The sequence below is a fragment of the Flavobacterium sp. genome, from assembly GCF_024710485.1.
GTDB lineage: Bacteria > Bacteroidota > Bacteroidia > Flavobacteriales > Flavobacteriaceae > Flavobacterium.
Window position 1 is genome coordinate 1 of record NZ_JANJUQ010000019.1, and the last position, 23,768, is coordinate 23,768.

The following is a 23,768-nucleotide window of genomic DNA, read 5'->3' on the forward strand; positions in this document are numbered from 1 at the left end:
AAGGTATTATTGAATTGTATCAAAAGGCCATAAATAAAATGGAAACTATTGGAAAACAATACAATAACACTGATATAGAAGGTAAAAGATTATTACTTGGTTCGATATTTCCAAATAAAATCCACTTTGAAAATAAAAAAGTTCGAACCGCTGATGTAAATCCTATTTTGAATGAAATTGCAAGTATTAATAAGGCTTACCGAGGGATAAAAAAATGGGACAAATCTAAAAAATTAGACTTGTCCCACATGGTGATCTCAGAAGGATTCGAACCTTCGACCTACTGCTTAGAAGGCAGTTGCTCTATCCAGCTGAGCTATGAGACCCTGCAAAGAAAATGTCTTGAAAATTGTCGGGGTTGGTCTCGTCTTCAGACGAGACGACCTCCGAAAGTCGGGGTGGCAGGATTCGAACCTGCGACCTCCTGGTCCCAAACCAGGCGCGATAACCGGGCTACGCTACACCCCGAGAGCGGAGAGACAGGGACTCGAACCCTGGCGACGGTTACCCGTCGACAGATTAGCAATCTGCTCCGTTACCACTCCGGCACCTCTCCTATAATTTTCAATCTTGTAAAAGAACATTTTCTTTAAGCGGTTGCAAATGTAATTTATCATTCTATAATTTACAACTATTTCATTTCTTTTTTTAGCATTTAAACCAAATTATTCGTAAATAAGTTCACTATCAATATACTACAAGCACAAGATTTTTAGCAATAGCCATACAATAAAGATTTATTGGGCTTTCAATTCATTATTTTACAATAAAAGTTTAGCTTTGCAAGGCATTTGATATTAAGAGGAGAATGTCCGGTGGACATTCGGCAAAATAAACTTAATACTCAATGTTAATACATTAACAAACAACTAAACATCATGAGTAAAAAAGTAGTTATTGTATCAGCTGTGAGAACACCCATCGGAAGTTTTATGGGAAGTTTATCTACTGTTACTGCAACGCAATTAGGTGCCGCTGCCATCAAAGGCGCTTTAAATAAAATCAATTTAGACCCGAATTTAGTAGACGAAGTATTAATGGGTAACGTAGTACAAGCCGGTGTTGGTCAAGCTCCTGCCACTCAAGCCGCTATCTTTGCCGGTTTACCTAATACAGTGCCCACTACTACTGTGAACAAAGTATGTGCTTCCGGTATGAAAGCCGTAATGCAAGGTGCGCAAACCATCATGACCGGTGATGCGGAAATCGTAGTGGCCGGTGGTATGGAAAACATGAGTTTGATTCCACATTATGTACATTTAAGAAACGGCGTAAAATTCGGTCCAACCACCATGGTTGACGGTATGCAAAAAGACGGATTAACCGATGCTTACGACAACAATGCCATGGGTGTTTGTGCCGATTTGTGTGCTTCAGAATATGGGATTACCCGAGAAGAGCAAGACGCTTTTGCTATCCAATCTTACGAGCGTTCTGCCAAAGCTTGGGCGGAAGGTAAATTTGACAATGAAGTGGTTCCGGTAGAAATTCCGCAACGTCGAGGCGAGCCGATTTTATTTGCTAAAGACGAAGAATTCACCAACGTGAAATTAGATAAAATTCCGGCCTTAAACCCTGTATTTACTAAAGACGGAACGGTAACCGCTGCCAATGCTTCTACCATTAATGACGGAGCGGCTGCTTTAGTTTTAATGAGCGAAGAAAAAGCACAAGCATTAGGACTAAAACCATTGGCTTATATCAAATCCTACGCCGATGCGGCTCAAGAGCCGAAATGGTTTACCACTGCTCCGGCCAAAGCCTTACCAAAAGCCTTAGACAAAGCCGGAATCTCGTTAGCCGATGTAGATTATTTCGAATTCAACGAAGCCTTTGCTGTCGTTGGTTTAGCCAATGCCAAAATCTTAGGTTTAGACAACAATAAAGTCAATGTAAACGGTGGTGCTGTTTCTTTAGGACATCCGCTAGGCTGTTCAGGAGCCAGAATCATTGTAACATTGATTAATGTATTAGAGCAAAATAATGCTAAAATTGGTGCAGCAGCTATCTGTAATGGTGGCGGAGGCGCTTCAGCTATTGTTATCGAAAGAGCTTAAAAGATTACGAATTACGAATTATGAATTACCAAACAATTCATAATTCGTAATTTATAATTCCTAATTGATTAAGATGTTTGCCATTTGTAACCTTGCCATAATTCCTCTACGAGCCGAGCCTAGTGATCGAAGCGAAATCGTTTCGCAAGTGTTGTTTGGTGAGCATTTTGAAATCTTGGAAAAACAAAACCAATGGGCCAAAATCAAGTTGCAGTACGACGATTATGAAGGTTGGGTTGATTCCAAACAATACCAAATTATTTCAGAGAAGAATTTTAACGACTTATCCAAAGAAGCCATCATTTTAAATGCTGATTTGGTGGAATACGTAACCAATGCCAAAAACATGCTCTTGCCTATTCCACTCGGTGCTTCGTTATCATTTTTAAACCATAGCGAAATCAATACAGAAGGTTTTCAATTTGAGGGATTAAAAACCAGCGGTATCAAACCCAAATCCGATTTAATTGCAACGGCTTACCAATACTTAAATGCCCCTTATCTTTGGGGTGGTAAAACACCTTTCGGAATAGATTGTTCCGGTTTTACGCAAATGGTATACAAACTCAATGGTTATCATTTGCTACGCGATGCTTCTCAACAAGCCGGTCAAGGCGATGCCCTGAGTTTTATCGAAGAAAGTGAACCCGGAGATTTGGCTTTCTTCGACAATGATGAAGGCAAAATCATCCACGTAGGCATCATGATGGAGAACAATTACATCATTCACGCCAGCGGTAAAGTCAGAATTGACCGCTTAGACCATTTAGGAATTTATAACGCTGAACAAAACAGGCATACACACCGACTCAGAGTCATCAAGAAAATAATATAAACCGTCAGGTAAAACTTGACGGTTTTCTTTTTACTGACTTTTTATTCAATTATAACGGTTATTCCCTATATTTGAGAAGGATATTTACTTAATCTCAATCTATGGAAACCGATTCCAAAGTGGTAACCTCGTTTAAAAACTTTTTAATTGAAACAGGAGAACTCTCCTATTTCACGGGTCGTTTCTTCAAAGAGTTGTTCAATCCGCCTTTCGAACTCAAAGAATTTTGGCGCCAATGTTACAACATGGGCAATCGCTCTTTGTTGCTGGTAAGCGTCACAGGATTTATCATCGGATTGGTTTTTACACTGCAATCCCGACCAACTTTAGAAGAATTTGGCGCTGTTTCCTGGATGCCTTCAATGGTAAGCATTTCTATAATTAGAGAAATCGGACCGATTATCACTGCCTTAATTTGTGCCGGAAGAATTGGTTCGGGTATTGGCGCCGAATTAGGTTCGATGCGCGTTACCGAACAAATTGACGCCATGGAAGTTTCCGGTACTAATCCGTATAAATATTTAGTGGTGACTCGAATTTTAGCCACTACCGTCATGTTGCCCATATTAGTTTTCTTTGGCGATGCTATTGCCATTCTCGGTTCTGCATTAGTAGAAAATATTAAAGGTAACGTCTCATTCCTACTCTATTTCAATAACGTATTCGATAGTTTACAATTCAGCGATGTCATTCCAACCACTTTCAAAACCTTCTTTTTTGGCTTTGCCATCGGATTGGTTGGCTGTTACAAAGGATACAACTGTAAGAAAGGAACTGCCGGTGTGGGTTTGGCCGCCAACTCTGCAGTAGTGTACACTTCAATGCTGCTGTTCATCATAGACTTTATAGCCGTATTTGTAACCAATATTTTTTATGATTAACTCATGCAGCAAAAACCCATCATAGAAATTAAAGAACTGCGAAAAAGCTTTGGCGATAATATCGTCCTAAATGGCTTCAACATGAATTTATACGAAGGCGAAAACCTCGTAATCATGGGAAAATCGGGTTCGGGAAAATCGGTAATGATTAAATGTCTGATTGGTTTGGAAGAACCCGACAGCGGTTCGATAACCGTAATGGGAAAAAACATCAACCAATTAGAGCAAGGTGAACTCGATGAACTTCGTACCGAAATCGGGTTCTTGTTCCAAGGCAGTGCTTTATACGATTCCATGTCGGTTCGAGAAAATTTAGAATTTCCGCTTCGCCGTCACACCAAAAAATTCGGCATCATTGAAGACACCACACCCATGGTTATGGAAGCTCTGGAGAATGTAGGCTTAGCACACGCCATCGATTTAATGCCGAGTGAGCTATCGGGCGGGATGAAACGTCGTATTGCCTTAGCACGGACCTTAATCTTACAGCCGAAAATCATTTTGTATGATGAACCTACAACCGGGTTAGACCCGATAACCTCCAAAGAAATTATTTTATTAATGATGTCGATTCAAAAAAAATACAACACCTCTTCCATCATCATTACCCATGATGTTGATTGTGCGCGGGTGATAGCCAACCGAATGATCCTATTGATAGACAGTATCAATTACGCCGAAGGAACTTTCGAAACACTATCAACCTCAGAAGATCCTAAAATCAAAGCCTTTTTTAAGTAACTTAGTCCTATGGAAAAAACAGCCTCTCAAAAAATACGACTCGGTTTGTTCGTTATTATTGGTCTAATCTTGTTTGTCTTGACCATTTATTTTATTGGCAGCAAGCAACAAATGTTTGGCAAAACAGAACAACTCACTGCCGTTTTCAATAACGTGGCCGGATTACAATTGGGCAATAATGTACGCTATTCAGGCATCAACGTCGGCACAGTTCGCGGTATTGAAATTGTGAACGATTCAACTATTAATGTTGAAATGCAAATTGACAAGACTGTTTTTCCACACATCAAAAAAAATGCAGTGGCTACCATTGGTTCCGATGGATTAGTAGGTAGCGTAATCATTAATATCATACCGGGCAAAGGCGATGCGCTTCCGGTACAACCCGGCGATTTTATCAAATCCAATAACCGAGTACGCACCGATGACATGTTGAGCACTTTAAATGTTACTAACGAAAATGCCGCTCAACTAACAGCCGACTTACTAAAAATCACCAACGATATTCACAACGGAAACGGGACAATTGGCGTTTTGCTTCGCGACTCAGCTATGGCTAACGATTTAAAAGCTACCATTCACAACCTGAAAATTACCAGCGAAAAAACCAGTCAAACCATGGATAATCTGAACCGACAAATAGCGAGTTTAGACCACAAAGACAATGTCATTGGTGTTTTAAAAGATACTATGGTTGGCAATAAAATCAGACACATTGTAACCAACTTAGATTCGTCCAGCCAAGAAATCACTAAGGTGGTAGCCAATTTGAATGCCACGATTTCCAACGTAAAAGACGGAAAAGGCGCAATTAACTATTTGTCCAATAACCCTAAATTGGTGAAACAAATCGACTCCACTATGACCAACATCAACCAAGCGAGCCAAAAACTAAATGAAAATTTAGAAGCTTTAAAAAGTAATTTTTTGTTTCGCGGCTATTTCAATAAGCAAGCCAAAGCTAAAAAGAAAGCGACTTCCGGAAAATCATAAACAAAAAAATCTGCCCTCGAGCAGATTTTTTTATTTTACAATGTAATACCGGCTACTGCATCAAAAAGTTAATTCCAATATTAAAACTCGAGCGACTATTGGTAACTCTGGAAAACTCATTCACTTTAAAAATATCACTCACACCGCTTTGTCCTTCATACTCAAAAAACAGTTTAAGCTTATCGGATACCGGAATTTTCACACCAATCCCTAAAGCCAAACCAAAATCAGTTGTATTAAAAGAATCCGTTACATCAGTGCCAAAACGAACATCTTCAGCATTCATCAAAAAACCCATATACGGACCAAACTCTAAAAACCAATTTCGCTTGCTTCCGAAGTGCCAATTCGCCATTACCGGAACCGTCAAATAATTAATATTAAAGTCGGTTATGTAATCAAACCCATTACTGTCTTCAATAAAACCGTTGTCCCAACCTTTTTGGTCGTAAACCAACTTAAGCTTCATGCTCCAACGATTTGAAAAATAATAATCCATAGAACCGCCAACATTAAATCCGAATGCGGTATCGGCTGAAATATCTGAATTAGAAATAGTAGAATTGTTAAAGCCAACGTTCAAACCAAACTCAACGTCACCTTTTTTTTGAGAGAAAGTGGAAACCGTTAAACCTAAAGTCAAACCCACAGCTAAAAGTAATCTTTTCATATCCCTAAAGTTTTGATAACCAAAGGTAATAAAAAATGAGCTTACACTTCTTGTAGCACTTGTATTAAATAATCGATATCAGCTTTGGTATTGTAATGACTGAAAGAAATTCGCAAACTCGGCTTAGTCAAATCAGCTTCAGAAAGCATTTCCGCCAACACATGCGAAGGTTTTATACTTCCGCTTTGACAGGCGCTACCTCGAGAAACGGCAATGCCTTTCATGTCTAAGTTAAATAAAATCATAGCCGTTTTTTCGGGTGAAAATGGCATGGCTACGTTCAAAATATTATAAAATGTGTTGGATCCGTTAACCTTCACTTCGGGAAAAGCGGCTTGCAATTGGTTCAGACAATAGGCTTTCAAATCAGCAATATAGTTGGTTTCGACTTCCAAATGTTCATAAGCCAATTCCATTGCTTTAGCCATGCCGGCTATTTGATGTACGGCTTCGGTACCGGCTCGCCAACCTTTTTCTTGCTCGCCGCCAAAAAGTAATGGCTGCAAGACCAAATTCTTTCTCACAAAGGCAAAGCCAATCCCTTTCGGTCCGTGGAATTTGTGCGCACTCGACACCAAAAAGTCAATCGGAATTTGTTGCAAATCAATCACTGCTTTTCCCACAGATTGCACGGTATCACAATGAAACAAAGCGTGATGCTGTTGGCAAAGCGATGCAATTCGAACTATATCATGTATCACACCGGTTTCGTTATTCACATGCAAGAGAGAAACCAATGTTTTAACTTCGTCTTGCAACAATGCTTGTAATTGAGCATAATCTAAACTACCATCGGGATTAATTTTCACATAAGCAACAGCTATCCCAAACTCTTCCTGCAAAGCTTTGACCGTGTACAATGTGGCGTGATGTTCTACTTTAGATGTAATGATTCTTTTCACTCCGAAATCTTTCACAGCGCTTCTTAAAATCCAATTCGTGGCTTCGGTTGCACTAGAAGTGAATACAATTTCCGTAGCGACACAATGCAACAACTTAGCAATGGTTTTACGCGAAGTTTCAATCACAGCTTTAGCACTTCGTCCTGAACTATGGGTTGAGGAAGGATTACCAAATTCAGTTTGCATAACACGGACCATCTCAGCTATAACTTCCTGGCGAATGGCTGTGGTTGCGGCGTTATCAAGATATACTTTTTGCATGGTGCAAATATAAAACGACTATCCTAATTAAATGATAAAAGATACATTTTATAGGGTAAAAAAGTTATTTTTGCTAAAATTTTTCTTTCCATGAAACGACTATTAGGGATATTTACAGCCTTACTTTTAACCACAGCTTGTGACGATGGTGACTTAACTGTAGACACTATCGATTTTAGTGAAGTTAACGCGCAAAAATGCACTAGCAGAGACGTTATCTACAAAGTAAAAGACTCTGAGATGCTCATTCTAGCTATACCGGCTAGTACTTTTACCAACGATGAAACTACTGAAGGCAATCCTATTGAAGTTAGTATTGGTTCGAATATAGAAGTCATTTATCGTCAATATAGCGGTGGAGCAAGTTCTGATAATATTTGTCCAACGATACCATCTGCCACGCCCAATTTATTGGAAGAATGGAATGCGACGGCCGGAACAGTTCAAATTACTACTACAGCTGTAAAAACCGTAAACCCTACTACCGGAATTACTCAAATTACAGGTTACAAACATTTTATTGTATTCAAAAACATCACGTTCCAAAAGCCAAACGGAACACAAGTTTACGAAACGTACACTTTTGGAAATTACACTACCAATGTTTCACCGTTGGCTTTTGGTTTTGACCAAGAAGCCGAAAAAAGTACTTGCGACAATCGCATTTTCAATTTCAGTGGTAGTGAATCTTTTGTATTAGACTTAGCCGATTACAGCACTTTGTTTCAAAATGAAGTTACCACCACGCCAAGAACGGCTTTAATTAGCGCTTCAAATAAAGTGACTTATCGCCTATTCAACGGTACGGTTAACGATGCTTATTTCTGCGCAACTACTACACCTGTCACTCCTTTACTTTCTCAAGAATGGACTGCTAACGATGGTGTTGCCAATGTTAGTGGCATTATCGAAGTAAGCACAACCACCTTCGGAACCGGTTTTCAACATACTATCCGTTTAAAAAAGGTTACCATGACTAAGGGTAATACGAATTTTTATTTGGGTGATGACTACTTGTACGGTGCTCTAATCACTCCTTAATTGTACGTTAAACCTTTTTTTTCCATTTCGGATTTCCCTATTTTTACGAAAAATTAGATCATGCCAAGCGACTGTATCAGCTATCAAAATTCAGGATATTTCTCTAAACTCATTGTTGATTATTTAGAGCAAAAGCCCGAATTGAAAGCGTTGTACAACAGATTTCCTACCATAGAAAACTTTCGATTGCAGTTAGCCGAAAAGAAACAAGAATTTAATAGCAATGGCAATAGAAACACTTTAGTAGCCGCTTTAGAAAAACAATACCAAGGCTTTACAATTTCGGAAGCAACAAAGTCTAATATTACTCTTTTATCCAATACTAACACGTTTACCGTTACTACCGGACATCAACTCAATTTGTTTACCGGACCTTTGTACTTTTTGTATAAAATTGTATCCACCATCAACCTTTGTACAGAACTAAAACAGGCTTATCCGGACTATAATTTTGTGCCGATATACTGGATGGCTACAGAAGACCACGATTTTGAAGAAATTAATTACTTCCATTTCAAACACGCCAAAATCCAATGGAATCGCAAAAGTAATGGACCGGTCGGACGCTTATCCACTGCCGGTTTAGAAGAAGTTTATGAAGTGTTTGCCAAAGAATTAGGCTTAGGTGACAATGCCGCTTATTTAAAATCATTGTTTGACAACAGTTATTTAAAGCATTCTAATTTGGCCGAGGCAACCCGATACTTAGCCAATGAACTGTTTGGCAACAAAGGGTTGGTGATTTTAGACGGTGATGACATTGCCTTAAAACACTTGTTCATACCTTATGCAAAGCAAGAATTGTTGCACCAAAAGGCTTTTGAGAAAGTCAGTCAAACCAACCAAATTTTACAAGAATACACTATACAAGTTAATCCTCGCGAGATTAATTTATTTTATATAGAAGACAATATCCGAGAGCGCATAATATTAGAGAACAAAGTTTACAAAGTAAACCATACTGATTTGGTTTTTACCGAGACCGAAATCTTATCACTTTTAGCGTCTCATCCGGAAAAGTTCAGTCCGAATGTTATTTTGCGACCATTGTACCAAGAAGTTATTTTACCCAATCTTTGTTACATCGGCGGCGGCGGTGAAATTGCCTACTGGTTACAGTTGAAATCTAATTTTGAAACTAACAATGTAACTTTCCCTATACTCCTGGTGCGCAATTCGGCTTTAATGGTTAGTCAAAAACAATGGCAAAAAGCCGAGAAACTCAATTTGAGTTGGGCCGATTTATTTAGTAACCAACAAGCCCTATTTAATAGAAAAACAGAAGAGTTATCAAATCTTAACTTAGACTTTACCGAGACAAAAGAACACCTTAAAAAACAGTTTGCCAAGTTACAAGAAATGGCAATGCACACTGATACATCCTTTGGCAGAGCAGTAAAAGCACAAGAAGCCAAACAGCTTAAAGGATTGGAAAACCTGGAAAAGCGCTTGCTCAAAGCAGAGAAACGCCAACACGCCGATGAATTGGAACGCATCATTCAACTGCAAAACGAACTCTTTCCTAACCAATCTTTACAAGAAAGACGCAATAACTTCTCAGAGTTTTATTTGGAATTTGGTATTGACTGTATTCAAAAACTGTATACCGATTTGAAACCGTTACAGCCAAACTTTACAATTTTAGTTTTATAAAATTGCTTGCAAATAGCTTAAAAAAACTTACTTTTGCACCCGAATTTAAAATCATTCCTATCAAAATGGCAACAAACAGAACTTTTACCATGATTAAACCCGATGCTGTAGAAAACGGTCACATCGGTGGTATCTTAAATATGATTACTGAAGCCGGTTTCAGAATTGTAGCTATGAAATTAACACAATTAACTGTAGCAGATGCTCAGAAATTTTACGCGGTACACTCGGCTCGTCCGTTTTTTGGCGAACTAGTTGAGTTCATGACTCGCGGTCCGATTGTAGCAGCGATCCTTGAAAAAGAAAACGCTGTTGAAGATTTCAGAACCTTAATTGGTGCTACGAATCCTGCTGAAGCTGCAGAAGGAACAATCCGCAAAAAATATGCTACCTCTATTGGAGAAAACGCCGTTCACGGTTCAGACTCTGACGAAAACGCAGCTATCGAAGGTGCTTTCCACTTTGCAGGAAGAGAGCAATTTTAGTAGATAGTAATCCTGCCAAAATATAAAGTCCCGTTTCTTAGGAAGCGGGATTTTTTTATTGCGTTGATGAAGGACAACCAACAATGTACAAATAACAAACTTCGACTTACTCATAATAGGTGCGATTTTTTTGATATTTGACCTCCAAATAAAAAACTATTAATTATCTTTACTGCCCTGAATCAAAAAAAATGACTGATTATCAAGCCTTGACCGATAATTATCGCACTGACGTATTTTTTGATATCTCTGCAGATTTATTTTTTATAGCCGGATATGACGGCTATTTTAAAAAAGTAAATCCTGCTGTGTGTAAATTGCTAGAGTATAGTGAAAGTGAATTATTAGCAAAACCCATTAATAGTTTTGTGCATCCCGATGATCTTGAAAGAACCATTAATAGTCGGGAATTGGTCAAAAACGGAGAGCCCTTATTAAACTTTGAAAACCGCTATCTTACCAAAAATGGTAACGTTGTTTGGCTGTCTTGGACTTCTATGCCTCATTTTGAAAACGGCTTAGTGTATGCTATTGCTAAAGAAGTAACTTATAGAAAAAAACTTGAGGAAGAGCGAAACAATCTACTTACCACTATCAAGAAAATTAATCAGGATTTAAAGAAAATCACTTACACTGCTTCGCACGATTTGCGTTCTCCGGTCAATAACTTGTTATCGGTTTTTGAACTCCTCGATGTTAGTAAAATTGAAGACCCAGAAACGATTGAACTTATTGAAATACTAAAGTTTACCACCACCAATTTAAAAGAAACATTAAATAGTTATGTTGATAATATAAGCCATCAGGAACATTTGAATATCATGATGGAAGAACTCTCGATTACTGAGGTAGTTGAAAAAGTAATTCAATCCATTCAAACGCAAATTAAGGAAGCAAAGGTCCGTATAGAAATGGATTTTAGCGCCTTTGACAGCATAACATTCAATAAAGTTTACTTAGAAAGTATCTTCATTAATTTAATCACCAACGCCATCAAATACACCCAACCCGGAGTTTTACCTATCATTATGCTAAAAACTCAGATACAAAATGGTTTATATCAATTAATTATAGCTGATAACGGTTGCGGATTTGACACCGAAAAAGTAAAAAATAAAATATTCGGTCTCAACCAAAAATTTCACGAACACAAAGACAGTCATGGTATAGGTTTATATTTAGTTTACACTCATGTAACGGATATGGGAGGGCAAATAGAGGTAAGTAGCCGAGTCGGAGAAGGCACTACTTTTACAATAACTTTTAAGAATTATAAAATCTAAAAAGCAAAGTAAAACTGAGCTAAGAGCCAAGGAAAAACGTTTTTGTTTGAATCTCAAAAAACAACACTCTTTGTCATATTAAAAAATGACTATATTCGTTATCCATAATTAGTTCTTTATGACATTTTCCTTAGCTATTTCATCTTACCGAACCAAATTCAAACAAAACCCTTGGTTATGGCTTTTCCTAATGGGATTTCTGACCGTTTGGATAAGTACCTTTCTAGGTACTAACGATATCAACAATTGGTTGCTGGAAAATACTTTAACAATATTGTTCTTTCTGTTTTTAATGTTGAGTTACAAAAAATACCAATTTAGCGACCTCTCCTATCTGCTGATTACCGTTTATTTATGTTTACATGTATATGGTTCTAAATATACTTATGCTGAAAATCCTTTTGGCTATTGGTTAAAAGACTATATGAGTTGGGAACGCAATCATTATGACAGAATAGTACACTTTAGTTTTGGATTTTTACTGGCTTACCCTATGCGGGAATTGTTCTTAAAATGGTTCAAATACCCTACCATGGTGGCTTGGATTTTACCCATCGAAATTACATTGTCTGTTAGTGCATTTTATGAGTTGATCGAATGGGCTGTGGCCGATTTGTTTTTCCCGGCACAAGGCGACGCTTATTTAGGAACTCAAGGCGATATTTGGGATGCACAGAAAGATATTTTCTTAGCATTTTTAGGAGCCATCTTAGCAACCACTACAGTGTCATTGGTCAAAAAAGCTTTTAAAGTGCATGAAGGGAAAACGCTGTAAAAACCAACAAAACTTCCACCTGTCATACTGCAACTCAAATCGAGACAATTTAACCTCTTTACAGTAGTTTAGGGATAAACGTAAAACATTACCATATTTTCATTCCTAAAAATGTAAATCTGATAAAAATTATCAAAAAATAGCTTTAATTTGTAGTAAACAAACAACTCTATGCTATTTGATCCTAACCTGCTTGAGTCATCGACAGTCTACAAATTAATGACTGGTGCCATCATTCCCAGACCTATCGGATGGATTGCCACCGTAAGCGAAGACGGAATTAACAACCTCGCTCCGTTTTCCTATTTCAATGCTGCCGGGGAAGATCCGCCGCACATCATGTTTTCCGTAAACAGAGCCAACCACACCAATAAAGATACTTTAAACAACATACTGGCGAACGGTCAGTTTGTGGTAAACATGGTGACCGAAAACACGGTGGAACAAATGAATTCTACAGCGCAATCGGTTCCGGCTGAAGTAGACGAATTTGTCTTAGCCGGTGTTACGCCTATTCCCTCCGTAAAAATAAAACCCATGCGCGTAGCGGAAAGTCCGGTACAATTGGAATGTGAACTGGTCCATCATTACTTTCTCGAAGATCATAAAAACGGCGGATCGTGTATCATTATAGGCCGAATCGTGATGATGCATTTTGACGACGCAGTGCTATTAGACAATTACAAAATCAATTTAGAAACCTATAAGCCGATTTCGCGATTAGCAGGCTCCAATTACGCCAAATTGGGAGAACTTTTCTCCATCAAACGAGGCTAAACTAAAAGACTCAGCAACTCAGTTACTCAGTCACTCAGAAACTTTAAAATATGAAAATAGCAGTTATAGGCGGTGGTCCGGGCGGACTCTACTTCTCCATCCTAACCAAAAAAGCAATGCCGCATTGCCAAATTGACGTGTACGAACGCAACAAACCCGACGACAGTTTTGGTTTTGGGGTAGTATTCTCCGATGAAACTTTAGGCGAATTCCTTAAACGCGATATGCAATCGTATGAATTAATTCGAAGTCAATTTGCCTATTGGGACGATATCATTGTAGCACGAGATGGTCAGGAAGTCAGCATCGCCGGAAATGGATTCTGCGGTTGCTCCCGAAAAACATTGCTTAAATTATTACACCAACGTTGTCGCGAAGAAGGCGTTATCTTGCATTTCGAACAAAATATAGATGATATCAGTCAGTACCAAGACGCCGATATCATTTTGGCTTCCGACGGAATTAGCAGTGGCATCCGAACGCAATATGAAAAGGAATTCGGCACCAAAATCTCGCTTAAGAAAAATCGCTTTGTATGGCTAGGCTCGACCAAACCATTGGATGCCTTTACCTACTTCTTCCGAAGTACGCCTCATGGCACTATCGTAGCCCATACGTACCAATACGAAGCCGGCATGAGTACTTGGATTTTTGAATGCAGTGACGAAACCTGGCAAAAGCACGGTTTTGAAGTCACCAACGAAGCCGATACCATAGCCAAAATAGCCGAAATATTCGCAGCAGAACTCGACGGACATTCGCTTATTTCCAACAAATCGCATTGGCGTCAATTCCCGCATGTAACCAACGAAAAATGGTACCATAACAACATCGTTTTGTTAGGCGATGCCAAAGCCACAGCCCATTATTCAATCGGCTCGGGAACTAAACTGGCGATGGATTGCGCTATCGGTTTATCCGATGCCGTAATTGCCAATCCGAATAACGTACAAGCGGCTTTCGAGCAATACGAAAAAACCCGTCGCAATACGGTAGAAATGATTCAATACGCTGCCTTGGTTTCCCTCGATTGGTTTGAACACATGGACCGACACATGCAGCATCCGTTTTACCAATTTGCCTTCGGTTGTATGACGCGTTCCAAAAAAGTCACTTTTGAAAATTTAAGGTTACGCGATAAATCGTTTACAGATAAAGTATTGGCTGAATTTCATCAGAACGCAGTCATCCCGAGTGCAGTCATCCCGAGCGCAGTCGAGGAACCGGCTGCATTCACCAAATTCCGACTACGCGATTTAGAACTGCAAAACCGCATCGTCATGTCAGCCATGGGTCAGTACTCGGCCACCGACGGCAAAGTTTCCGATTGGCATTTGGTACACTACGGTAGTAGAGCCACCGGTGGTGTCGGACTCATTATTAGCGAAATGACAGCGGTATCCGAAACCGGACGCATCACTTTAGGTTGTGCCGGAATTTACACTCAAGAACAATTAGTTGACTGGAAAAAGATAACCGATTTTATCCATCAAAACACCCAAGCTAAAATAGGAATTCAACTAGGACATTCCGGTCGAAAAGGCGCTGTGAAAAAACCGTGGGAAGGTACTAATGAACCTATCGAGCTACCATGGGATTTGCTATCGGCCTCGCCTATCGCTTTCAATGAGAAGATGCCGATTCCCAAAGAAATGACTTTGGAAGATATGGATTTGATAACCGACCAATTTGTGCTAGCCACTCATAATGCCGACAAAGCCGGTTTCGATCTAATCGAACTCCAAGCGCATCACGGATTCTTATTGGCTTCGTTCCTGTCGCCTTTAACCAATATCAGAGCCGACGAATTTGGCGGCAGTATCGAAAACCGTTTGAAGTTTCCATTAAGGGTTTTCACCGAAATGCGAAAAGCATTCCCTCCACACAAACCCATGTCAGTTCGAATTTCCGCTTCCGATTGGGCCGAAAACGGAATCACTGAAGAAGAAGTTATTATCATAGCAACAGCCTTCAAAAATGCCGGAGCCGATATCATCAACGTTTCAACCGGAAATACCGTAGCGCATCAAAAACCGCAAATCGGCCGTATGTGGCAAACACCTTTCTCCGATGCCGTTCGAAACACCGTTCACATCCCAACCATCACAGCGGGTTACATCCAAGATATTGATCAAATCAACACCATACTTCTCAACGGTAGAGCCGATTTAGTGGCGCTGGGCCGACCGTTACTAGCCGATGCTAATTTTGTGAGAAATACGCAAGCCTACGAACAATTTGAAGCTGCAGACATTCCCAATCCCTACAAAGCCGGAAGTTCTCATCTTTATCCGCTAAAAGCCGCCGAAAGAAAACAAACCGAAAGTATGAAAAAAGCATTGAAACCAAAGAGTAATAAGAAAGATTAAAACCTCAGAACCTTAGATTCTCACGACCTTAGTACTTATCTCATGAAACATTACCAAGATAATTTCGCCCACGATAATTTACCTAGTCCCGATTTACAACCGGACTATGTTTTCTTGGACTTGCCGCAATTCCGGCAACCGGAAATGCTGAATTGTGTGGAGAAGCTATTAGACAAACACATTCATAACGGTCATGGAAACGCACCTTGCCTACGCACTTTTGAATACACTTGGACCTATCAGGAATTGTATGAAAAGGCCAACCAAATTGCCCATGTTTTGGTGGAAGATTTGGGACTGAAATCGGGTAATCGTGTATTAATTCGTTCAGCCAACAATCCAATGATGGTTGCCGTTTGGTTTGCCGTATTAAAAGCCGGGGGTATCGTAGTAGCCACTATGCCCTTGTTGCGGGCCAAAGAATTAAGCACGATAATCGACTGTGCCGAAATCTCACACGCCATCTGCGACCATAGTCTAGCCGATGAAATGCATTTGGTCAAATCCGACCATTTGCAAAAAGTTTGTTTTTACAGCAATTCGAGTTTGGAAGCATTAATGCAACACAAACCTAAGACATTCAACAACTACCACAGCAAATCGGACAGCATCGCTTTGATCGGATTTACTTCAGGCACCACGGGTTTGCCTAAAATGACAGCGCACTTCCACAAAGATATTGTCAATATCTGTGAAGCGTTTCCGCAGTATTCCTTACAGCCAACTCAAGATGATATCTTTACCGGTAGTCCGCCACTAGGATTTACCTTTGGCTTGGGTGGATTGGTATTGTTTCCGCTGTATTTTGGTGCTTCCACTTTCTTAATAGAGAAACCAACACCTGATATGCTGTTACAAGCCATACAGGACTACAAAATCACGATTTGCTTCACCGCGCCTACGGCTTGGCGCATCATTACCACCAAAGTCAAAGATTTCGACATATCAAGCCTTCGCAAATGCGTGTCAGCCGGAGAAACGCTGCCGCTGAAAGTTTGGCAAGATTGGTACGACGCCACCGACCTAAAAATCATCGACGGGATTGGTGCTACCGAAATGTTGCATATCTTTATATCTTCTAATGAAGATAATATGAAACCCGGCGCCACAGGCGTAGCCATTACCGGTTACGAAGCCAAAGTAGTAGATGCTGCAGGAAATGAGGTCGCCGTAAACGAACCCGGCAAACTCATGGTACGTGGCATCACCGGCTGTAAATATTTGAATCGCGAAGACAAACAACGCGAGTACGTGCAAAACGGTTGGAACTTTACGGGCGATATTTTCCGCAAGGATGAAGACGGCTATTTTTGGTTTGTGGCGCGCGGCGATGATATGATTATATCGTCCGGCTACAACATTGCGGCCATCGAAGTGGAAAGCGTATTGTTAACGCACGAAGAAATCCTCGAATGCGCCGTAGTAGGATTGCCAGATGAAGAACGCGGCATGTTAGTTTGTGCGCACATTGTACTAAAAGATTGCAGTAAAGCTACCGATAACATGAAGAACCATATTCAACACTGGTTCAAAGAAGTAGCTGCTCCGTATAAATATCCGAGAGTGATTTATTTTACTGAAACTTTGCCTAAAACAGAGACCGGTAAAATTCAACGGTTTAAATTAAAGTAAGATGAGAAAAGCATTTTTAGTTTTTGCGATTACGACACTGGCCATCATGGGCGTATTAACCTATGTCAACTGGAAGTTTAGTTTCTTGGGGTTAATTTTTATACCGTTAATCCTAATGGGATTTTACGATATGTTCCAATCCAAAAGAACCATCCGCAGAAACTTTCCTTTGTTGGGAAGAATGCGCTACTTGTTAGAAGCATTGGGTCCCGGCGCCCGACAATATTTTATTGAAAGTGATACCGACGGCAAACCGTTCAACCGCCTACAACGCAGTTTAGTATACCAACGTAGCAAAAAAGAAACCGATTCCAATCCGTTCGGTACGCAATTAGACCTTTACGAAATTGGTTACCAATGGATCAACCACAGCATCAAAGCCATTCCATTTTCACAAGTCAACAGCAATCCGAGAGTAAAAATTGGTTCGTCACAATGCGAAAAACCTTATGAAGCCAGTTTATTCAACATCAGTGCAATGAGCTACGGTTCATTAAGTAAGAATGCTGTTTTGGCTTTAAACAACGGTGCCAAACAAGGTGGATTTTACCACAATACCGGAGAAGGCGGCTTATCACCTTACCATTTGCAGGGTGGTGATGTAGTTTGGAATATCGGAACTGGCTACTTCAGCTGTCGCGACAAAAACGGTAATTTCTCTTATGACGAATTTGTCAAAAGAGCGACCTTAGACAACGTAAAAATGATTGAAATCAAATTCTCTCAAGGCGCCAAACCCGGACATGGCGGTATTTTACCCAAAGAGAAAGTTACTGATGAAATTGCAGCCATTCGCCTAGTTGACAAAGGACACGACATCATTTCACCGCCAACACATTCAGCTTTCAAAACACCACTGGAATTAATGGAATTCGTAAAACTATTGCGAAAAGGCTCCGGTGGCAAACCCATCGGGATGAAAATCTGCATTGGCAACAAATCCGAATTCATCGCCATCTGTAAAGCCATGGTGCAAACCAAGACAACTTTCGATTTTATCACCGTCGATGGTGGCGAAGGCGGAACCGGTGCTGCTCCGCAGGAATACTCAGACCACGTGGGCATGCCGTTGCGAGACGCCTTGGCTTTTGTATACGATTGTCTGGTAGGATTCGATTTGAAAAAAGACATCAAAATCATCTGTAGCGGTAAAATCATAACAGGATTCGACATCATCAAAACCTTGTCTATTGGTGCCGATTTGTGCAATTCGGCCCGTGGGATGATGTTCGCTTTGGGCTGCATTCAGGCGCTCGAATGCCATGCCAATACTTGCCCGACGGGAGTAGCCACGCAAGACCCGCGGCTGACCAAAGGCTTAGTACCCGAAGAAAAAAGCATACGCGTAGCGCGCTTCCAACACGAAACGGTGAAAAGCGCTATGGAACTCATGGCCTCGGCCGGCATCGATCATCCCGATAAAGTAGACCGAAGCGTCGTGAGTATGCGCATTGACCGTACCCAAATCAAGACTTTTGAAGAGACGTATCCCGAACTTAAAGTCGGTTGCCTACTCGATGGCAGCAAAGTCCCTAACGAGATGTTTCGATTTTGGAAAAATGCAAGTGCCGAACATTTTTAGGAGCTGTTTCCCGCTATCCGTTGCAATCTTTTATTACTTTGTCACCCTAAGCGCTGTCGAAGGGATTTTCTGAAAAGTAATAAAAGGATTTCCACTACTATCGGGGCTAAACATATCAGCAAGAGTAAATGATTAATTTAAAATTTAGTAAAAGTTGGTGTAATTCGTAACAAAAAAATCAGTGCTAATCTGTTTAATCTGTGGCAAAAAATAAAAACTAATCAGTAGCAAAAAAATAAAACATGAACCAAACCTTTACCAAACCAGAAAAAATACGTTTCAAACACGTCGATTACGCCGGTATCGTTTTCTATCCGCGCTTTTTAGAAATGCTCAACGACTTGGTCGAAGATTGGTTTGAAGAAGCCCTCGACCGACCGTTCTCCAAAATTCACGAAACCAATGGGATTCCAACCGTGGATTTAAAAGTACAATTCAAAAAAGCCGCCCGCATAGGAGAACTGTTAACCAAAAAACTTTGGGTCATCAAACTCGGCGGTGCTTCCGTAACTTGCGGTTTCCGTTTTGAAGATGAACAAGGCAATACCTGTTTGGAAGGCGAAGTTATTTTAGTTAACGTAGGTATCAGCAACGGCAGAGACGCCATCAAAGCGGAACCGTTTTCGGAAGAGATGAAAAACAAAATAACAAAGTACCAACTGTCTTAATACTTAATACTTTTGTCTTAATACTCAAACTATGGACTTTAAAAAATTCAAAGCCGCTACCGTACAAACAGCACCGGTTTTTCTGAACGTGGAAAAAACGATAGCCAAAGCGATTGCTTTTGTTAAAGAAGCTGCCGATAACGGAGCGCAACTCATCGCCTTTCCCGAGGTATTCGTGGCCGGTTACCCTTACTGGAACTGGATCATGACACCGGTACAAGGCAGCAAATGGTACGAGCTATTGTATAAAAACTCAGTAGCTGTTTCGGACGAAAACATGCAACCTTTGTACCAAGCCGCGAAAGATTTCAATATACACATCGTCATCGGCATCAACGAGCGTGGCGACAGTTATGGCGAAATTTACAACACCAACCTGATTATTGATAACCACGGAAAAGTCATCGGCAAACACCGCAAATTAGTCCCAACCTGGGCTGAAAAGCTTACTTGGACGTCCGGCGATGGTTCTTCTCTCAAAGTGTATGATACTGAAGTTGGTCCGATTGGCACTTTAGCTTGTGGTGAAAACACCAATACCTTAGCCCGTTTTACTCTATTGTCGCAAGGCGAATTAGTTCACATCGCCAATTACATTTCACTACCGGTAGCACCACCCGATTACGACATGGCGGAAGCGATTAAAATTCGGGCCGCGGCACATTCCTTCGAAGGCAAATTGTTTACAATTGTTTCCTGCTCAACCATTTCTCAGGAGATAAAAGATGCCTTACGCGCTGATGTACCTAATGTGGATGAATTATTATCACGCAAAAGCTCTGCCTTTTCCGGATTTATTGGTCCGAATGGCGCTGTGATTGGCACACCGCTAATTGATGACGAAGGGATTGTTTATGCCGATATCGATTTGGAGAAATGCATCCAACCGAAACAAATGCACGACATACTCGGGCATTACAACCGATTTGATATTTTTGATTTAAGAGTCAATACCGCTCCAACCAGAAAGATTACCTTTGTAGATAACCACGATGAATTCAACCAAAAATAATATGGAAACCAACAACTTTTCAGACGACGTTATCGGGCGTGCCCGTGTACAAGACACCCCTGAACTCGAAGCCTATTATAAAGAATTAGAAACCTTAGGAGCCGGAGCACTTTGGACAGTAGCCAACGATATTGAACCTTGGGAACCCCGAGCGAATTCGGTCCCTATGTTGTGGAAATACGACGACTTGCGCAGTTTGGTTTTAAAATCTTCCGAACTCGTAACGCCTGAACAAGCCGGAAGACGTGTCGTATATTTGGTAAACGATAAAAGGAAAGACGTTTCTGCCGCCGTAGGTTGGTTGTACACCGGAATCCAAGTTACCCGTCCGGGCGAAAGTACTTCGGCGCACCGCCATCGTGCTTCTGCCCTACGCTTTATCATGGAAGGTTCTAAAGGCTATACCGTAGTTGACGGCAATAAAATCATGTTGGAAGTCAACGACTTTGTCATCACACCCAACTCAGCCTGGCACGAACACGGTGTAGAAGCCGACGGGCAAACCTGTATTTGGCAAGACGGTTTGGATATTCCGTTAGTGAATGCTTTAGAAGCCAATGATTATGCCGTGTATGATGGCAAACAACCGTTGGTAAAACCCATCAACCATTTGCCGTTGAGCTACAGTTGCGCGGGTTTAATTCCGGCTGACAAGACTTGGGACAAACCGTATTCGCCTTTGTTTAAATATTCGTGGAGTAAAGTCTACCCGGCTTTGTTAAACGCGCAAGTGGTCAACCATCCGGATCCGTTTGACGGTATTTTGATGCAATACTCTAATCCGCTCACCGGTGGTCATGTGATGCAAACGATGGGAGCCGCCATGCAATTGCTACCAGCCGGTTTCCACGGGAAAGCACACAAACATACGGGGTCATTTGTGTACCAATGCGCTAAAGGAAGCGGCTACTCCATCATCAACGGGCAACGCTTTGATTGGAAGGAACGCGATATTTTCTGCGTACCAAGTTGGGCGTGGCACGAACACCACAATGCTTCTGACACCGAAGATGCGTGTTTGTTTAACTTCAACGACTTGCCGGTCATTGAAGGCTTAGGCTTGTTCCAAGGCAGAGAATACACCGAAAACAATGGGCGTCAGAAAATACAATGACAGTGAGAATGACAAAAATGAATTCTAACTTAGAACATACAACAAACTAAAACCTCAGAACCTTAGCGCCTCAGCGCCTTAGCACCTTTTAAAAAATGAAACTACTCACTTACCAGACAAAAGACACCGAACCCCGTTTAGGATTTCTACATAACAATCAAGTCATCGATATGGAAGATTTTGGCGAAATTTCAAATTTCCCGTTGCCTTCTGATATGTTGGACTTGATTGACATGGGGATTGAAATCATAGATGAATTGAACGAAATGGTGGCGGAAACTCCGGAAAATTACTTTAAAGAAATCGCTTATGAATTGGAAGAGGTGACACTTTTGGCTCCGATTCAAAAACCGAGAAAAAATATTATCGGCATTGGATTAAACTATACCGAACACGTAGCGGAAAGCGCAAGAACCTTAGACACTACAGGCAAATTACCTCAAAAACCGATTATCTTTTCAAAACCGCCAACAACGGTTACGGGAACCAATACCGAGATCATTAAGAACACCAAACTGACTTCGCAATTGGATTGGGAAGTGGAATTGGCTGTCATAATTGGCAAACAAGGAAAGTATGTTCCTAAAGCGGAAGCGATGGATTATGTTTTTGGTTATACAGTAATCAATGATATTTCAGCTCGCGATTGTCGTCGAGAAGGCCAATGGATAGTTTCCAAAGGACAAGATACTTTTGCGCCTATGGGACCAATATTAGTTACCAAAGACGAAATCGAAAATCCACACAACCTGAATTTATCGTTAAAAGTAAACGGTATAGAAAAGCAAAACTCAAACACTAAATTCTTATTGTTCAACATTAACGATTTGATAGAAGATTTGAGTATCGTATTTACTTTAGATCCGGGAGACATTATAGCCACCGGTACTCCGGCAGGTGTCGGAGCCGGACGCGATCCTCAAGAATGGTTGCACGATGGTGATGTGGTGGAAGCGACTGTAGAAGGCATTGGTACGATAATAAATACGGTGAAGGAGATTTCAAGATAAAAAACAGGTTGCGTTAGATTTGATATTAAGAGGAGGGCAGCCGGTGGCTGTCAGGTAAAAATAATAGCTGCGTTAGGGATTCCTTCGGCAGTCGCTTCGCTCGTGTGAAGTGGAAATCCTTTTTAGGATTGCCCTGAAGCAAAGCGGAAGGGAAATACAATCCTAAAAAGATTGCAACGTAAAGCCCGACCTCGTCCATCAGACGAGTTAACGTCCAACAAACAATTAAAAACTCAGTAACATAGCTGATCAGTAACTTTGATTATGAAAAAATTTAAAATAGGACAAATCGTTCCATCCTCCAACGTGACGATGGAAACCGAAATACCGGCCATTTTCAGGGCCAGAGAAACCATATTGCCGGAACGTTTTACGTTTCACAGCAGTCGCATGCGAATGAAAAAAGTGACCAAAGAAGAACTCGAAGCCATGGATGCGATGAGTCTGAAATGCGCTCAAGAATTGTCAGACGCCCATGTGGACGTGATGGGTTACGCATGCTTGGTAGCAATTATGAGTATGGGACGCGGCTATCACTGCGTTTCGGAAGTGAACCTGCATCAGGAAACAGTGGCAAATGACTTCCCAACGCCTATCGTAACGTCGGCAGGGGCTTTGATTAACGGTTTGAAAGTGTTGGGTGCCAAACAAATTTCGATTATTACGCCGTATATGCGTCCGCTCACCGACAAAGTAGTCGATTATATTGAGCACCAAGGCATCAAAGTAAAAGAAAGCATTGCCCTGGAAATTCCCGATAACTTGGAAGTGGCAGCGCAAAATCCGATGAACTTATTGGAAATATACAAGCAATTGGATTTGAACGATGTAGATGTATTGGTAGCTTCGGCTTGTGTGCAAATGCCTTCGTTGGAAGCTATAGATTTAATTCAGGCGGAATGCGGGATTCCGGTGACTTCGGCAGCCGTGTGTACCACTTACGAAATGATGAAAAAATTGGGCATTGAGGCCAAATCGACTATAGGGGGCGAATTGCTGAGTGGGAAATATTAGATTATAATGTTAA

Annotated in this window: 21 protein-coding genes and 3 tRNA genes; 19 read left to right on the plus strand and 5 right to left on the minus strand. The window is 40.8% G+C overall.

The features are described from left to right. Nucleotides 1-249: 249 nt before the first annotated feature. From Q0M21_RS04200 to Q0M21_RS04210, 3 genes are all read right to left on the minus strand, one after another. Nucleotides 250-326: transfer RNA gene (locus tag Q0M21_RS04200), tRNA-Arg, on the minus strand. Between the two features lie 67 nt (nt 327-393). Further along, nucleotides 394-468: transfer RNA gene (locus Q0M21_RS04205), tRNA-Pro, on the minus strand. Between the two features lie 4 nt (nt 469-472). Further along, nucleotides 473-556 (minus strand) — tRNA-Ser (locus Q0M21_RS04210). A 322-nt stretch (nt 557-878) separates the two neighbouring features. On the opposite strand from Q0M21_RS04210, the gene Q0M21_RS04215 reads away from it, so the two are divergent. From Q0M21_RS04215 to Q0M21_RS04235, 5 genes are all read left to right on the plus strand, one after another. Beyond that, a complete protein-coding gene (locus tag Q0M21_RS04215) occupies nt 879-2,057 on the plus strand; it encodes an acetyl-CoA C-acyltransferase (protein WP_295335003.1) in 1,179 nt (392 codons plus the stop codon). A gap of 73 nt (nt 2,058-2,130) precedes the next feature. Further along, the gene (locus Q0M21_RS04220; protein ID WP_295335005.1) at nt 2,131-2,892 is read left to right on the plus strand and encodes a C40 family peptidase; all 762 of its coding nucleotides are present in this window, start codon (nt 2,131-2,133) and stop codon (nt 2,890-2,892) included. A gap of 101 nt (nt 2,893-2,993) precedes the next feature. Further along, a complete protein-coding gene (locus Q0M21_RS04225) occupies nt 2,994-3,773 on the plus strand; it encodes an ABC transporter permease (RefSeq protein ID WP_295335007.1) in 780 nt (259 codons plus the stop codon). Between the two features lie 3 nt (nt 3,774-3,776). After that, nucleotides 3,777-4,514, plus strand: coding sequence for an ABC transporter ATP-binding protein (locus Q0M21_RS04230; RefSeq protein ID WP_295335008.1), 738 nt, complete (start codon nt 3,777-3,779; stop codon nt 4,512-4,514). A gap of 9 nt (nt 4,515-4,523) precedes the next feature. Continuing rightward, a complete protein-coding gene (locus Q0M21_RS04235; protein ID WP_295335010.1) occupies nt 4,524-5,507 on the plus strand; it encodes an MlaD family protein in 984 nt (327 codons plus the stop codon). A 52-nt stretch (nt 5,508-5,559) separates the two neighbouring features. Here Q0M21_RS04235 and Q0M21_RS04240 read toward each other — a convergent pair whose 3' ends face one another. Both Q0M21_RS04240 and Q0M21_RS04245 read right to left on the minus strand, forming a co-directional pair. Then, nucleotides 5,560-6,177, minus strand: a complete 618-nt coding sequence (locus tag Q0M21_RS04240; RefSeq protein WP_295335011.1) for a porin family protein — start codon at nt 6,175-6,177, stop codon at nt 5,560-5,562. Between the two features lie 41 nt (nt 6,178-6,218). Next, on the minus strand, nt 6,219-7,340 hold the full coding sequence (locus Q0M21_RS04245; protein ID WP_295335013.1) for a cysteine desulfurase family protein: 1,122 nt from the start codon (nt 7,338-7,340) through the stop codon (nt 6,219-6,221). A gap of 90 nt (nt 7,341-7,430) precedes the next feature. Between Q0M21_RS04245 and Q0M21_RS04250 the strand changes: the two genes are divergently transcribed. From Q0M21_RS04250 to Q0M21_RS04315, 14 genes are all read left to right on the plus strand, one after another. Next, nucleotides 7,431-8,381, plus strand: coding sequence for a hypothetical protein (locus Q0M21_RS04250; protein ID WP_295335015.1), 951 nt, complete (start codon nt 7,431-7,433; stop codon nt 8,379-8,381). A gap of 60 nt (nt 8,382-8,441) precedes the next feature. Continuing rightward, complete coding sequence (gene bshC / locus Q0M21_RS04255; protein ID WP_295335016.1) at nt 8,442-10,034, plus strand: bacillithiol biosynthesis cysteine-adding enzyme BshC; 1,593 nt, start codon at nt 8,442-8,444, stop codon at nt 10,032-10,034. Between the two features lie 65 nt (nt 10,035-10,099). Continuing rightward, nucleotides 10,100-10,519, plus strand: coding sequence for a nucleoside-diphosphate kinase (locus Q0M21_RS04260; RefSeq protein WP_295335018.1), 420 nt, complete (start codon nt 10,100-10,102; stop codon nt 10,517-10,519). 191 nt (nt 10,520-10,710) lie between these two features. Then, complete coding sequence (locus tag Q0M21_RS04265; protein ID WP_295335020.1) at nt 10,711-11,802, plus strand: PAS domain-containing sensor histidine kinase; 1,092 nt, start codon at nt 10,711-10,713, stop codon at nt 11,800-11,802. Between the two features lie 118 nt (nt 11,803-11,920). Further along, the gene (locus Q0M21_RS04270) at nt 11,921-12,577 is read left to right on the plus strand and encodes a DUF2238 domain-containing protein (RefSeq protein WP_295335022.1); all 657 of its coding nucleotides are present in this window, start codon (nt 11,921-11,923) and stop codon (nt 12,575-12,577) included. Between the two features lie 219 nt (nt 12,578-12,796). Beyond that, on the plus strand, nt 12,797-13,354 hold the full coding sequence (locus Q0M21_RS04275) for a flavin reductase family protein (RefSeq protein WP_295335024.1): 558 nt from the start codon (nt 12,797-12,799) through the stop codon (nt 13,352-13,354). Nucleotides 13,355-13,404: 50 nt separating this feature from the next. Beyond that, complete coding sequence (locus Q0M21_RS04280; RefSeq protein WP_295335026.1) at nt 13,405-15,723, plus strand: bifunctional salicylyl-CoA 5-hydroxylase/oxidoreductase; 2,319 nt, start codon at nt 13,405-13,407, stop codon at nt 15,721-15,723. Between the two features lie 42 nt (nt 15,724-15,765). Beyond that, a complete protein-coding gene (locus Q0M21_RS04285) occupies nt 15,766-17,355 on the plus strand; it encodes an AMP-binding protein (RefSeq protein WP_295335028.1) in 1,590 nt (529 codons plus the stop codon). Between the two features lies 1 nt (nt 17,356). Continuing rightward, nucleotides 17,357-18,937 (plus strand): glutamate synthase-related protein, encoded by a 1,581-nt coding sequence (locus tag Q0M21_RS04290; protein ID WP_295335030.1) that lies wholly within the window; start codon nt 17,357-17,359, stop codon nt 18,935-18,937. 242 nt (nt 18,938-19,179) lie between these two features. After that, the gene (locus Q0M21_RS04295; protein ID WP_295335032.1) at nt 19,180-19,605 is read left to right on the plus strand and encodes a thioesterase family protein; all 426 of its coding nucleotides are present in this window, start codon (nt 19,180-19,182) and stop codon (nt 19,603-19,605) included. 31 nt (nt 19,606-19,636) lie between these two features. Continuing rightward, a complete protein-coding gene (locus Q0M21_RS04300) occupies nt 19,637-20,617 on the plus strand; it encodes a carbon-nitrogen hydrolase family protein (protein WP_295335034.1) in 981 nt (326 codons plus the stop codon). Nucleotide 20,618: 1 nt separating this feature from the next. Next, nucleotides 20,619-21,731: a cupin domain-containing protein gene (locus Q0M21_RS04305; protein ID WP_295335036.1), complete on the plus strand. Its 1,113-nt coding sequence runs from the start codon at nt 20,619-20,621 to the stop codon at nt 21,729-21,731. A 95-nt stretch (nt 21,732-21,826) separates the two neighbouring features. Beyond that, complete coding sequence (locus Q0M21_RS04310) at nt 21,827-22,741, plus strand: fumarylacetoacetate hydrolase family protein (RefSeq protein WP_295335038.1); 915 nt, start codon at nt 21,827-21,829, stop codon at nt 22,739-22,741. A 264-nt stretch (nt 22,742-23,005) separates the two neighbouring features. After that, entirely contained in the window at nt 23,006-23,755 is a 750-nt protein-coding gene (locus Q0M21_RS04315) for an Asp/Glu racemase (protein WP_295335040.1), read from the plus strand. Nucleotides 23,756-23,768: the final 13 nt, after the last annotated feature.